The 12,818-nt window shown below is 70.0% G+C and carries 9 protein-coding genes and 1 CRISPR repeat array; of the genes, 7 read left to right on the top strand and 2 right to left on the bottom strand.

Going from position 1 to position 12,818, the window contains the following annotated elements:
* The first annotated feature begins 22 nt into the window (after nt 1-22).
* From AC6JA9_RS41635 to AC6JA9_RS41625, 3 genes are all read left to right on the top strand, one after another.
* A complete protein-coding gene (locus AC6JA9_RS41635) occupies nt 23-1,837 on the top strand; it encodes an SAVED domain-containing protein (protein WP_497958819.1) in 1,815 nt (604 codons plus the stop codon).
* Between the two features lie 16 nt (nt 1,838-1,853).
* Nucleotides 1,854-3,329 (top strand): SAVED domain-containing protein, encoded by a 1,476-nt coding sequence (locus AC6JA9_RS41630; protein ID WP_497958818.1) that lies wholly within the window; start codon nt 1,854-1,856, stop codon nt 3,327-3,329.
* 434 nt (nt 3,330-3,763) lie between these two features.
* A CRISPR array of direct repeats spans nt 3,764-4,586; the repeat unit is 36 nt; unit sequence CCGCCGCTCGCCGTGATGCCGGAAGGCGTTGAGCAC.
* A gap of 148 nt (nt 4,587-4,734) precedes the next feature.
* A complete protein-coding gene (locus AC6JA9_RS41625) occupies nt 4,735-5,304 on the top strand; it encodes an imm11 family protein (protein ID WP_223750840.1) in 570 nt (189 codons plus the stop codon).
* A gap of 18 nt (nt 5,305-5,322) precedes the next feature.
* On the opposite strand, the gene AC6JA9_RS41620 is transcribed toward AC6JA9_RS41625, so the two are convergent.
* Entirely contained in the window at nt 5,323-6,243 is a 921-nt protein-coding gene (locus AC6JA9_RS41620) for a hypothetical protein (protein ID WP_223750841.1), read from the bottom strand.
* Between the two features lie 291 nt (nt 6,244-6,534).
* Between AC6JA9_RS41620 and AC6JA9_RS41615 the strand changes: the two genes are divergently transcribed.
* The 4 genes from AC6JA9_RS41615 to AC6JA9_RS41600 all read left to right on the top strand — a co-directional run bounded on the left by AC6JA9_RS41615 (nt 6,535) and on the right by AC6JA9_RS41600 (nt 11,856).
* The gene (locus AC6JA9_RS41615) at nt 6,535-9,519 is read left to right on the top strand and encodes a DEAD/DEAH box helicase (RefSeq protein ID WP_223750842.1); all 2,985 of its coding nucleotides are present in this window, start codon (nt 6,535-6,537) and stop codon (nt 9,517-9,519) included.
* Nucleotides 9,516-10,490, top strand: a complete 975-nt coding sequence (locus AC6JA9_RS41610; protein WP_497958817.1) for an SWIM zinc finger family protein — start codon at nt 9,516-9,518, stop codon at nt 10,488-10,490. The genes AC6JA9_RS41615 and AC6JA9_RS41610 overlap by 4 nt, the downstream gene beginning before the upstream one ends.
* A 259-nt stretch (nt 10,491-10,749) precedes the next feature.
* The gene (gene cas6 / locus AC6JA9_RS41605) at nt 10,750-11,382 is read left to right on the top strand and encodes a type I-MYXAN CRISPR-associated protein Cas6/Cmx6 (RefSeq protein ID WP_141330485.1); all 633 of its coding nucleotides are present in this window, start codon (nt 10,750-10,752) and stop codon (nt 11,380-11,382) included.
* A 39-nt stretch (nt 11,383-11,421) separates the two neighbouring features.
* The gene (locus AC6JA9_RS41600; RefSeq protein WP_141330483.1) at nt 11,422-11,856 is read left to right on the top strand and encodes a hypothetical protein; all 435 of its coding nucleotides are present in this window, start codon (nt 11,422-11,424) and stop codon (nt 11,854-11,856) included.
* A 27-nt stretch (nt 11,857-11,883) separates the two neighbouring features.
* On the opposite strand, the gene AC6JA9_RS41595 is transcribed toward AC6JA9_RS41600, so the two are convergent.
* Nucleotides 11,884-12,729 (bottom strand): RpnC/YadD family protein, encoded by an 846-nt coding sequence (locus AC6JA9_RS41595; protein ID WP_141330481.1) that lies wholly within the window; start codon nt 12,727-12,729, stop codon nt 11,884-11,886.
* Between the last annotated feature and the right edge of the window lie 89 nt (nt 12,730-12,818).

Below are 12,818 nucleotides of genomic sequence, written 5' to 3'. Positions count from 1 at the left end.
CGACGTCAACCGAGGTGCGCACATGTCGAACGTGGAGCTGTCCATCAATCGCAGGACCGAGGCGCTCATCCTTCGTTACGAGCACGACCGGCCCGTCATCGAGGACGCGGCACGCCAGACGCTGACGCGTGAGGGGCTGGAGGGTTATCGCGACGTGGCCAGCGCGGTGCTCCATCCGTACGACGAGAGGCTCAGTGTGCGCTCGCCGCGGGGGGAGGAGTGGGCGGGGGCCTTCCTCGAGAACGAGCGGCTCGCCAGCGCGCTCATCAGCAAGGAGAAGGAGCTGGGGCTGGACCACCTGCCGGTGCACCTCTTCGGCTGCGCGCCGCTGGAGCTGATGCTCCACCTGGCTTCGTGCCTGCCCCGACGTCGCCTCCGGGTGTACCAGCAGTCCGGGAGCGGCGAGTGGTCGCTTGGCTTCGACCGGACGATGGCCGCAGCGTCCGAGGACTTCCTCGAGGTGGAGGGGCTGCCGAAGGCGAAGCAGGGCGGCTCGGGCGTGGTGGCGCTCGTCGTGGAGGTGACTCGCGCCATCGGCGACCAGGCGCTGGAGGCGTTCCGCAGGAAGCATGGCGCGAACCTCCTGGCCGAGGTCCGCGTGCGCCCGGTGCGTGGGCCCGGGCCGGCGGCCATCCAGAGCCCCGCGGAAGTTTCGCGCGCGGCGGAGCAGCTCCGCGGCGTGCTCGGGGATTTGCACGAGCGGCTGGGCGGCGCGACGTCGGTGCTGCTGGCGATGGACTGCCCGGGGAGCTTCGCCGCCGCGCTGGGCACGGCGGTGAACGTGAACACGCAGCTCCCGCTGTGGCTCCACCACTACGACGCGGACCGGAGGCAGTACCTGCTCGTCCAGGAGATGAAGGCCGGACGCGCCGCGCCCCTGGCGGTGGAGTACACGACCGCGCAGTTCGCGGTGGCGGCGAAGGTCCTCGGCGAGGTGCGGAAGGTCCACCAGGAGCTGGTGTCCTGGTTGTCCGAGCCCGCGCAGCAGGACCTCCTGTCGGAGCTGAGCGAGCAGGACCGGACGCACTTCGTGAGCGGCTCCGTCGAGGATGCGCCGTCGACCGGACCCATCGAGATCTACCGTCACTTCGAGGGCAAGTGGGGCTTCGACGTGGGGATGTTGCTGGCCCTCAAGGAGCTGAAGGACCGCGTGGGCAGCGAGGACTGGAAGGAGTGCGTCCGGCTGTACATGGTCCACGAGGTCTTCCACGTCCAGCAGGGCGGGCTGACCTCGTACACGTTCAGCGGGAGCGGGCGCACGGGCTTCGTGCTGGAGGCGGCGGACTTCGACGCGGACGCCATCGCAATCGAGGTGGCCTTGGCGTGGCGTAAGTCGAAGCAGGAGGGGACGGTGGCGGACGACGGCGAGACCCAGACGATGGAGCGCATCATCTGGAACGCGATGGAGAGCCTGCGCATGTTCGAGCCGGAGACGCCCATCCGGACGCTCTCCGAACGACGGCTGCGCCGCTACCTCATCTGGATGTTCCAGGTGTGCCGGCTCAGCGCGCTGAAGTTGACCGCTGCGCGAGGCCCCGCGCCGAAGCTGGAGCGCGCGACGGTGGAGATCGCCGGCCTGAAGACGTCGCCGGACCCGTTCGAGACGTACTCGCAGCAGCGGGTGGACCTGCTCGACGTGGACCTGAATGACGAGCTCATCACGGGGGTTTACTTCCAGCGCAAGCTGGTGCGAGACCCGGATCGTCGCTGGGTGAAGCGCGTACTCGAGGCGCTCAGCCGATGGGGCGAGCAACCGCGCGAGGACGCGCAGGACGGGATGCGGCGGCTCTTCGAGGAGTTCTTCAACCGTCATCGCGAGCTGGCTCAGTCCCGCTGAGGGAGCGCGGCCCGCCATGGGAGAACAGAGCGCATCCCGGCTCGAGGGAGACCGGTATCAGTACCTGTACGCCTGGCACGAACTGCTCCGGCTGCTCGACGCAAAGTGTCCCTTCGAGCACGGCTATCTGGAGCATCCCGAGGCGGGCTCCGCGGACGACGTGACGCTGCACGCGCGCGAGGGCTCGGGCGTGGCGAGCCGCTTCGTGCAGGTGAAGTGGCACGTGGACCACCGCGAGGTGTACTCGCTGGACTCACTCACGGAGGCGCAGCGCGGGAAGGGACGCCCGCTGTTGCACAAGCTCTTCACGAGCTGGCGTGCGCTGCGTGCCCGAGGGCCCGTGGAGGTGTGGCTCGTGAGCAACTGGGGGGCGGAGGAGCGGCTCGGGCGCTACCTGGTGGGCCGGGACCACTCGCTGGCGCCGGAGTTCTTCTCGGAGTCTCGGCCTGGTGCGTTTGGAGAGGGGGGCTCGCGGTGGGCCGAGCGGTGCGAGACGACGCCCGAGGAGATGGCGTCGTTCCTCGGGGACCTGCGCTTGCGGTTGGGGTTCGCGAGCATCCGGGACCTGGAGGAGCAGGTCGACTGGCGCATGGACGGGCTCGGGTTGCGGCAGGGCGTGAACCCGAGGGCCATCGTGCTCGATGGGATGCGCGAATGGGTGGAGCGCTCGGGGGAGGTGAAGCGGGTGACGCGCGAGTCGCTTGTGGCGTTCCTGCGGGCCCGGGAGCTGTTCGCGCCGCGGGAGGAGGGGCCCACGGTGAGCCTGTGGGTGCATGGGTGGGCGCGGCGCAGGTGGGAGGGGCCGCCGCCGACCGAGGAGCTGGATTGGACGGGGTGCTTCGAGCGGGACACGCGGCGTCATCCGGAGGAGGCGGTGTGGAGTGAGCGGCTGTGGCCGGAGCTTCGGGCGGCTCGGAGGCGGCTGATGGAGCGGGCGGAGGGGGCGCTGGTGGATGTCCGGGGGAAGGTGCCGCTGAGCGTGTCGCTGGCGGTGGGCTCGCAGTTCTCGGAGGCCGCGGGCTTCCGACTCCGGGCCGAGCAGTTCACGCGGGGCGAGACGTTCCTGTGGCGTTCGGACGTGGGGGCCTCGGAGCGGAGGCTGCGCGCGGTGGAGCGCGAGGGGGCGCCGGAGGGGCAGGCGTTGCTCGTGGTGTTCCAGCTCACGGGGGACGCGGGGGCGGAGCGGGAGCGCTTCGAGGCCGAGCACCCGGGGGTTCACCGCGCGGTGTTGGTGCTGGAGCCGGAGGAGGGGACAGGGGACGGCGCGGTGCGCTCGGCGGGGGACGCGGTGGCGTTCGCCGTGCAGGCTCGGGAGCTCATCCGTCGCGCGCGGAGCCAGTACCGGGTGCGGACGACGCACCTCTTGCTCTACGCGCCCTCGACGTGCGCGCTGTTCCTGGGACAGCGGCTCAACGCCGTCGGGCCCGTGCTGGTGCATGAACTCGCGCTGGATGGACGGTATGTGCCCGCGCTCACGGTGCAGACGGGGTGAGGGGCCTGCGGCTTGGGGAGGGGTGTGATTGTTGTTGGAGGTGTCTGTCTTGAAGGGGTTGGCGTGGTCCTGTCTGTAGGACGCGGTGCTGTCATGGGTTTTCGGGGTGGGCGTGAGGAACTTCGCTGAGTGGAGGTGGTGATGGTGCGAGGTGGGGCGAAGGAGCGTGCGGGCGACCGATGTGTGGGATTGGACATTCAAGCACCTCGGCGTGGCGAGGGCCGCGGGGCTTGAGGCGGGTGAAAAGTCGTGGGGTGACGCGGGTTGGGGCTCTTTGACAGGTGAATAGGTGCTTGAATGGGGAATGGGTGAGGGGTTTCAATGGGTTGGGTGATGTGGGATGTCGCGTTGGCGTTGGAGTTCGTGGACAGGGTGGGGGTGCTTGAAAACGGGGGTGGTAAGAGGGCGGAATCGTTTGGGATTCCAGGGCGGCTCCGCCGCTCGCCGTGATGCAGGAAGGCGTTGAGCACTTTTCCAGGACCTTGAGGATGCCCAGCGAGACCTTCCCGCTGCTCGCCGTGATGCCGGAAGGCGTTGAGCACATGGTCGGGCAGCACTGGCACACCCACGCGCCACCGCGTCCGCCGCTCGCCGTGATGCCGGAAGGCGTTGAGCACCTCCCACCCCCAGTCCGGAACCAGGCGCGCGGTGCCGCCGCTCGCCGTGATGCCGGAAGGCGTTGAGCACCCCAGCGGGAGGCTGATGAAGTGGACCTTGTCGCCGCCGCTCGCCGTGATGCCGGAAGGCGTTGAGCACCCTGCTGAGGCAGCGAATGCGACGGACGGAAGGACCGCCGCTCGCCGTGATGCCGGAAGGCGTTGAGCACAGATCGTCCGGCTGGCGCGCGGCTTGCTCCCCCAGCACCACCGCTCGCCGTGATGCCGGAAGGCGTTGAGCACCTGGGTAGGTGGCGGGCGTGGCCAGCGCCCGGACGTCCGCCGCTCGCCGTGATGCCGGAAAGCGTTGAGTACATGTCCCACGCGGCGCGGAAGTACTGCACTGAGTACCGCCGCTCGCCGTGATGCCGGAAGGCGTTGAGCACTCATCCAGGCAGGTGTTGCAGGACGCGTGGCTCCGGTCCGCCGCTCGCCGTGATGCCGGAAGGCGTTGAGCACTGGGGGGCCTGCTGGACGACAACGTCGCCGATGCCGCCGCTCGCCGTGCTGCCGGAAGGCGTTGAGCACCTGCGCATCGTCGCGATGACGTGAGCCGGGTAGCTGACCGCCTCTCGCCGTGCTGCCGGAAGGCGTTGAGCACGTGGCGACGTCGTGATTCATGCCGATGCGGCTCCGTCGCGGCCTGTCGGGTCGCGCTCGAGAGGTAGCTTGCTCGGATTGTGCGGGATCTCGTAAGGGAAGGGTCCAAGCTGCGGAAGCTCGTCGTGAAGGGCGCCGAGGAGTGAGTCGTGGAGCGACGGTTCTTCGATTTGAACTCGGACGAGTACGTCAAGGGGCGCTGGTATCTCGGGGACCCGACCCATCTGGACGGCGGGGAAGTTGAAGACGTCTGGCGGTTCTCGGACGGTGTTCCCGTCGAACTCTCCGAGAGACTGCGCGTGCCGGTGCGCACGCCCGGAACCGCGCTCGATATCGAGTTCGCGGGAGTGGGCCTCGTGTCGATTGTCTCCGCACGAGTCGCGTCAGTCTTCCGAGAGTTGGCGCCCCACGACGTTCAGCTCTTCCCCGTGGAGGTCGAAGGGACGAGCGAGACCTGGTTCCTGCTCAACGTGGCCAGACAGCTCCGCTGTATCGATGACGAAGCCTCCGAAGAGGTCCAGCTCCGCACCGCGGAGGACTATGATGACCGGATTGGAGAGTATGGCTCCGTCATCGGGTTGCGAATCGACAAGTCGAAGGTCGGCGCCGAGAAGGTGTTTCGATTGTGGGGTTGGCGTGTACCGCTCATCGTCGACGAAGAGGTGAAGGATGCCTTGGAGGCGAACGGCATCCTGGGGGGACGCTTCGACGAGGTTTGAGGCCGGGAGGTCACAGCCTCAGGGCAGCGTCACCGGGACGGACTGGAGCGCTCCACCCGGGATGTCCGTGGGGAGCATCAGCTCTGGGCGGCCCCCGGGCGTGCCTCCGTTCTTGTACGTGTTGAGCTGCCCCGAAATCATCCACTGGCCCGGCTGGCCCCCGGGGCCCTGGGCGTAGTGGATGAAGGGCGTGGAGCCCGTCGGGAGGTTGTGCTTGCCGGTGGGGTGCGAGTAGTCGCTGGGCGTGTAGCTCCCCGCGGGCTTGAGGTTCGGGTGCTGCGACAGGAAGCCGTCCAGCTCCGCCTTGCCGTTCTTCGAGTAGTCCGCGTGGTGCAGGAAGGACAGGTTGTTGTTCTTCGTGTCGTGCAGCGCATGCACGGCGCAGCCGTTGAGCGCGCCCGTCACCACCATGTTCGGCTCGCCGGGACGCGGATGCAGCGGCACCCCCTGGATGCCCGCGAACTTGCCCTCGCCCGTCGAGAGGTAGTGCATGTAGTGCGCCGGGACGCCCGGGCTGCCCGCGGGCGAGACCGACAGGTTCGTGTTGTTCTGGTACTTGTGGGCGTTGAGCGACACCAATGAGTCGCTGGCGTTGACGAAGGGCTTCTGCGCGGTCGGCAGCGCCACGCCCTGCGGCGCGCCGCCCGGGAACATGTTGTAGGAGTTCAGGACGTTCTGCCCCGCGTGGCCCAGCGGGTTGGCGCCGAACGACGAGGTGACGTCCTTGCCCGGCTGCTTCGTGGGCGGGGTGTTCACCTTGCTCGACGAGGGCTTGCTGCCCTGCGTGTCGAACCCATCCTGCACGGAGTTCAGCTTGGTGGGCGCGGGCTTCGTCTCGACGGGCGGCGGGGCGCTCGGCTTGTTCGCGCCGCTCCCAGTGCCCGAAGGGCCCTTGGTGCTGAAGGGGTTCTTGAAACCGCCGAGCTTGATGCCTTTCACGGAGAGACTCCTGTTGTCGAGGGGATGGATGGCGCGTCGAGGGTGACTTGCAAGGCTCCAAGGCAACTTCCACGCCAGCCGGGTCTCCTTCCTGAGCTCTCAGGAAGCACTGGCACTTGTGGAGAAAGGGACCCCGCCCCGGCACACGCCGGCTGATGTCTCCTGTCCATCCCCTGATGTCTCCAGTCACCACCTTGAGGCCTGGACGCAGGGGGCGGACCGATGACCAGGGTGCCTGCTTCCGCTTCATTGTCCTGGTGCCACAAGGACTCGGGCTTACATTCCAGCCGGATGCCCCTCGTCTTCCTGCCCGACGTCGAGTCGCTGTTCCTTTGGGGAATCGAGCCGCTCCCTCGCGTGCTCTCCGACCTGCGCGGCTCGGGCGACGCCTCCTCCACCCTCCTCGTCACGCCCGACGGGCCTCACGAGTGCGAGGGGCGCGCGTTGCCGCTCGCCGCCACCGTCGAGCGACTCGCCGTGGTGCCCGCCTCCGAGGTCGACACATTCCCCGGCTCCCTCGCGCTCTGGACGCTCGCCAGCAAGCTCGCGCTGGAGTTCATCGCGCGGGAGCGCGTAGCGCCCACTCTCCTGCGCAGGAATGAGCGCATCGAGGCGCGCTGGGCCGCGGCCCTCTCCGCCGCAGAGGACTCCGGCCGCGTCGTCGCCCTTGCCCGGAGCATGCCCGCCGCCGCCCACGCCGTCCCCGTGGACGCCGGTCCCACTCCCTCCGTCTGGGCCCCCGAGGCCCTGCTGCGCGCCTTCCTCGACGCCACCGTGGATGCCTTCGTTCGCGCCGCGCGCGGCGGTGGGCCCTCGCTGCCTCCTCGCGCCACCTCGCGTCGCCCGGCCTCATGGGACGAGCGCTGGCGCGCGGCGCTCTCCGGGCCTCGCCGCGACTTCGCCCCCGAGGGCTTCGCCGAGCGCTCCGTCGTCGACGAGCTGACGCGCTGGAGCGAGCCCGCGCTCGGCGCGAGGGACCGGCTGCGCGCCTGCTTCCGGCTCGAGCCTCCGACGGCGGACCGCGAGCCCTTCGTGCTGAGCTTCCACCTCCAGGCCCCGGATGACCCGAGCCTGCTCGTGTCCGCCGCCGACGTCTGGGAGACCCGCGGACGCCACCTGGAGAAGCTCGGCCGCGCCTTCCGTGACCCGCAGGAGTCGCTGCTCGAGGCGCTCGGCCGCGCCGCCCGGCTCTTCTCCCCCATCGGCCTCGTGCTCGAAAGCCCCCGCCCCCAGGCCCTCCTGCTCGAACCCGACACCGCGTGGACGTTCCTCTCCGAGGGCGCTCGGTTGCTCGCCGACGCGGGCTTCGGTGTCATCGTCCCCGGTGAGCTCACCTCCTCGGGCCGACGCCGTCTGCGTCTGCGCATGCGCGTAGGCGCGAGCGTCCAGACCGCCGGCGTCGTCGAGGGCACCTCGGGCCTGGGGCTCGACTCGCTCCTGCGCGTGGACTGGGACGCCGTGCTGGGCGACACGCCGCTCTCCGCGCGCGAGCTCGCGCTGCTCGCCCAGCGCAAGGCCCCGCTCGTGCGCTTCCGTGGCGCGTGGGTCGCGGTGGATCCCCACGAACTCGACGCCATCCAGCGCCACCTCGCCGAGGGCCCCGGCCACCTGTCCGCGAGCGAGGCCGTGCGCGTGGCCCTGCTCGGAGAGACGCGACACGGACAGCTCCCCGTCACCGTCCTCGCCACCGGCGCGCTCGAGGAGCGCCTGGGCCGGCTGCGCTCGGGCGGCACCACCGCGCAGCCCGCCCCCGATGCCCTGCGCGCCACGCTGCGGCCGTATCAAGCGCGTGGACTGCACTGGCTGGACACCCTGGCGTCGCTCGGGCTCGGCGCGTGCCTGGCCGACGACATGGGCCTGGGCAAGACGGTGCAGGTGCTGGCCTTCCTGCTCCGGAGGCTCGAGCGTGCTCCGCGCGAGGTGCGCCCCACGCTGCTGGTGGCGCCCACCTCCGTGGTGGGCAACTGGGAGCGCGAGGTCGCCCGCTTCGCCCCCTTGCTGCGCCTGACGCCCCACTACGGCGCCGAGCGCGCTCGCGCGGTGAAGGACCTCCCGCGCGGCCCGGGCTCGCTCGTGCTCACCTCCTACGGCCTGCTGCGCCGCGACGCCGAGCTGCTCGCGCGCGTGGACTGGGCCACGGTGGTGCTCGACGAGGCGCAGAACATCAAGAACGCCGCCTCGGCCACGGCGCGCGCGGCCCGGGCGCTCTGCGCCAGCGAGCGCTTCGCCCTCACGGGGACCCCGGTGGAGAACCGCCTCGCGGAGCTGTGGTCCATCCTCGAGTTCGCCAACCCTGGCCTGCTCGGGCCGCTGGAGACCTTCCGGCGCGAGCTGGCGCTGCCCATCGAGCGCTATGGCAGCCAGGACGCCGCGCAGCGCCTGCGCCGCATCACCGGCCCGTTCGTCCTGCGCCGCCTCAAGAGCGACCCGAACATCATCGCGGACCTGCCGGCGAAGAACGAGATGAAGGTCGTCTGCACGCTCACGCGTGAGCAGGCCTCGCTCTACAAGGCCGTGGTGGACGAGGAGCTGCGCCGCATCGAGGACGCTGACGGCATCGAGCGCCGGGGCCGCGTGCTCGCGCTGCTGCTGTTCACCAAGCAGATCGCCAACCACCCCGCGCAGTACCTCGGCGAGTCGGGGCCCTTGCCGGGGCGCTCGGGGAAGCTGGCGCGCGTGACGGAGATGCTCGATGAGGCCCTGTCCGCAGGGGACAAGGCGCTCGTCTTCACCCAGTTCCGGGAGATGGGGGACCGGCTGGTGGCGCACCTGTCGGAGCAGCTGGGGCAGGAGGTGCTGTTCCTGCACGGCGGCACGTCGCGCAAGGCGCGCGATGCGCTGGTGCGCCGCTTCCAGGAAGAGCCCCACGGCCCGCGCGTCTTCGTGCTGTCCGTCAAGGCCGGCGGCACGGGCCTCAACCTGACGGCGGCGAGCCATGTCTTCCATTACGACCGCTGGTGGAACCCCGCCGTCGAGGACCAGGCCACGGACCGCGCGTACCGCATCGGCCAGACGCGCGCGGTGCAGGTCCACAAGCTGGTGTGCGCGGGCACCGTCGAGGAGAAGATAGACACGCTGCTCGAGCAGAAGCGCAGGCTCGCCGAGCGCGTCGTGGGCACGGGCGAGCACTGGGTGACCGAGCTGGACACGGCGGCGCTGCGCGAGCTGTTCTCGCTGTCCTCGGGCGCCGTCGCGGACGAGGCGGAGGAGCACGAGGCGCCCGGGCCGAGCGCACTCCGACGACGCGCGCCGCGCCGGAAGGGGGTGGCGTCATGAGCCGCTGGAATGACTGGGGTTGGACGTCCGCGCCGAAGCGGCCGCCTCCCGAGCACGGCATCAAGATGAGGAAGGCCGGCGTCACGTGGTGGGGCCAGCGCTGGTTGGAGGCGCTCGAGCGTGTGCTGGCGGGGGACTCGAAGCGACTGGCCCGAGGGCGCACGTACGCGCGGGCCGGGCGGACGCATGACCTGGTCATCCGCGGGGGCGAGGTCACCGCGAAGGTGACGGGCTCACGGCCCCGGCCCTATGTCATCTCGCTGAAGCTGGGACAGCTCGACGAGGACGTGTGGACGAAGGCCATCGCCGGGATGGGCGGCAAGGCGCAGTACAGCGCGGAGCTGCTGGCGGGGTCGATGCCCCAGGACATCGACGTGGTGTTCCGCGCGGCGGGCGTGAGCCTGTTCCCGCAGCGGCGCGAGGACCTGGTGACGAGCTGCTCCTGCCCGGACTGGGGAGACCCGTGCAAGCACGTGGCCGCCACGCACTACGTGCTCGGCGAGGCGCTGGACCGCGACCCGTTCCTCCTGTTCGAGCTGCGCGGCAGGACGAAGGAGCAGGTGCTGGGGGCCCTGCGGGCCACGCGCGGGAGCGGGAAGGCGGGCGCGCGGCGTCCAGCTTCGCCTTCGACGAAGCAGCGGGTGAAGTCGGAGGCGCCGGGCGTCGTCCCCGAGGTGCCGGGGGTGAGGTTGGGGAAGCTGACCTCGGCGGACTACGACCAGCCGCGGGCGCCGCTGCCCGCGCTGAGCTTCTCGTTCGACGCGCCGGAGCTGGAGGGGGCGGTCCTGCGGCAGTTGGGGACGCCGTCATCCTGGGGCGGGCAGGAGGGACCTGGGGAGGTGCTGGCGCCGCAGGTCCGGGCGGCGGCGGCGGTCGCGCGGCGCATCGCGCTCCAGGAAGGAGGCGAGGACGCGGCGCCGAAGCCGCGCGCGAAGGGGGCGGCGCGGGCCTCGAAGCGGCGAGGGCGCTGAGCGGGGCCGGCGAAAAAAGCGAGGGGGCGCGAGGGGACGACGTGGCGTTGGCGTCTTCCTGGGTGGAGCTGCGTGATGACCCCTGCTTTCCGAGCATCGGACGTGCCTGGGCTGCCTTTCGAGAGGTATGGCCCGTGGCGTCGCGCCGGCGTTCCATGCGTGGGCGGGTGTCATCACCTGAGTACCCCTTCGTCCAGGGTGTCGGACGAGGACTTCCCCGCAGACGGGTCCCGCCGTGGCGGGGCCATCGAGGATGAACATGTCAGTGATTGACCTCGTCTACCCCGCGCGAGGCGGTGGGGTTCCGTTGGATCATGGGTATGCGTTGTTCTCGGCGCTGTCCCACCGGCTGCCGGGGCTGCACGAGCGCAAGGACGTCGGCATCTTCAACCTGCGGGGGACGCGGGCGAGCGGGAAGAGCCTGCTGGTGGGGCATGGGACGCTGAGGGTGCGGTGCCCGACGGAGGCGTTGCCGGTGTGGATGCCCTTGGGGGGCTCGGCGATTGAAGTGGGCGGGGGCGAGGTGACGCTGGGGGCGCCCCGGGTATTTCCGCTGGAGGCGCCGGTGTCCCTGTCCTCGCGGCTGGTGACGTTCAAGAACGCGGTGGATGACGCGAGCTTCCGGAGCGCGGTGCAGCGGACCCTGACGACGCTGGAGTGCGAGGCCACGGTGCACGTGGGGCGGCGGCGCGTGGTGCGCATCGCGGGGAAGAAGGTGATTGGGTATGGGCTGACGCTGAGCAACCTGTCCGCGTGCGCGTCCGTGACCTTGCAGGAGCAGGGGATGGGCGGACGGCGGCACATGGGGTGCGGGCTGTTCCTGCCCACGCGCCTGCGTGTCGGCGTGGGGAGCTGGCAGCGCGGCCCGAGGGAGCTGGCGAGCCCGGCGTAGGCGACGGCAGACTGGCCCTGCGCTGAAAGGAGTGGGTCGGTGAAGAAGGGCTATCGGTTGGATGCTGTCGCTCGCGGATTCGCGGAAGTCTTCTTGCAAGCCCCATCCTCGAACCGACGTGCGGCCTTGGTGGCGGCTTGTGAGATGGGGTTGAGTCACTCCAGGGTGATGGACCCTCTCGCCAGCCGTGCGCTGGAATCCATCCGGAGTGGCGGTTCAGCGACGCCCACCCTGCGACGGGAGCTGGCTGAACGTGCCGCGCAGCTTGATGAGGCGTATCTCTCCCGGTGCGACGAGGACGGGAGCGCGGAGGCCGAGGCCCTGGAGATGTTCTCGAAGGCCCGTGCCTTTGCCTCCCTGGCCTATGCGCTGGGCGAGGGAGAAGACTGGCTCGAGGCACTGTATGAGGCGGTTTCGACCGTGGACGAGCAGGGGCGAATGGTCGAGCGACTCAGCGCGCTGTTGAAGGCTTGATGTCTTCGCCACGGCTGCGCTCGGAAGTCATAGGGGCCGGGTCGCGTCGCGCAGGGTGCGCAGCGCCGCGTCCGGGTGGGAGAAGGCGAGGATGATGAGCTGGTCCAGCGCGGCTTCGCCCAGTGCCGCCAGTCGCTCCTGTGAATCCGGGGGCAACGTCAGCTCCCGGACGCGCGCAAAGTTGATGAGCGTCCGAGCTCGGTCCCGGGCGCGCTCCAGCGCGCGCTGTTCATCCCAGAAAGGCGAGTCCATCATGATGTTCCTCAACGATGAAGTGAGCTGCTCACTTCCGAAGCGGCGTGACGTCAGGGTACCCAGGACGACGAGCAAGTCCATCTGCTCCCGTGGAGAAAGGTCGGTGGCCTGTCGGATGCGTGTCTCCGCCCAGGTCGCTCGCTCGGGCCCTGCTCGGGCATCGAGGACGGAGAGTGGCAACAGCGGCGTGGCGGCTTGGAGGGCCGGCTGCGAGAAGTCCACCTCCCACAACCGGACCACCAGGAAATCCAAGGTGAGTCGCGGCTGTCCTTGGCAGCGGATGACGTAGGGTGGGCGGATACCTTCGGCCTCGGGGACCACGAGGATGACCACGGGCAACACCGGGAGGTTCTCGCGCAGGTGCACGCGCACGGTGTAGTCCAGGAGCCGCCGTGCGAAGTCCGGGTCTGCTTGTGCCTGGAGCTCGAGCTCCACTGCGAAGCGCTCCGAGTCCGACTCCACGACGAGCACCGCGTCCGCGCGTCGCTCGGATTGGGGGAGGCTGCTGTCCGCGGCGCGGACGAAGCGTGGTGCCTCATCGCCGAAGAGCAGGAACAGCAACTGCGCTGGATGGCGCTGGACGAGCCCCCGGAGCACCAGGTCGAAGATGGGTTTCATGTTGTACCTGAGAGGTAGCATCCAGGTCTGACATCCGTCAGGTAGGGTTGGACGCACAGGAGAAAAACGCACGGGGCCGCGAGGGGGGC

This window comes from Myxococcus sp. MH1 (assembly GCF_059738865.1).
The sequence above is the reverse complement of the archived record's forward strand: the minus strand, read 5'-3'. Positions and strand labels throughout refer to the sequence as shown.

Bases quoted from the DNA above. Each gene is read 5' to 3' on its own strand.
- AC6JA9_RS41630 (WP_497958818.1), top strand. From the start codon at position 1,854: ATGGGAGAACAGAGCGCATCCCGGCTCGAGGGAGACCGGTATCAGTAC.
- AC6JA9_RS41595 (WP_141330481.1), bottom strand. From the start codon at position 12,729: ATGAAACCCATCTTCGACCTGGTGCTCCGGGGGCTCGTCCAGCGCCAT.
- AC6JA9_RS41635 (WP_497958819.1), top strand. From the start codon at position 23: ATGTCGAACGTGGAGCTGTCCATCAATCGCAGGACCGAGGCGCTCATC.
- AC6JA9_RS41610 (WP_497958817.1), top strand. From the start codon at position 9,516: ATGAGCCGCTGGAATGACTGGGGTTGGACGTCCGCGCCGAAGCGGCCG.
- AC6JA9_RS41615 (WP_223750842.1), top strand. From the start codon at position 6,535: ATGCCCCTCGTCTTCCTGCCCGACGTCGAGTCGCTGTTCCTTTGGGGA.
- cas6 (WP_141330485.1), top strand. From the start codon at position 10,750: ATGTCAGTGATTGACCTCGTCTACCCCGCGCGAGGCGGTGGGGTTCCG.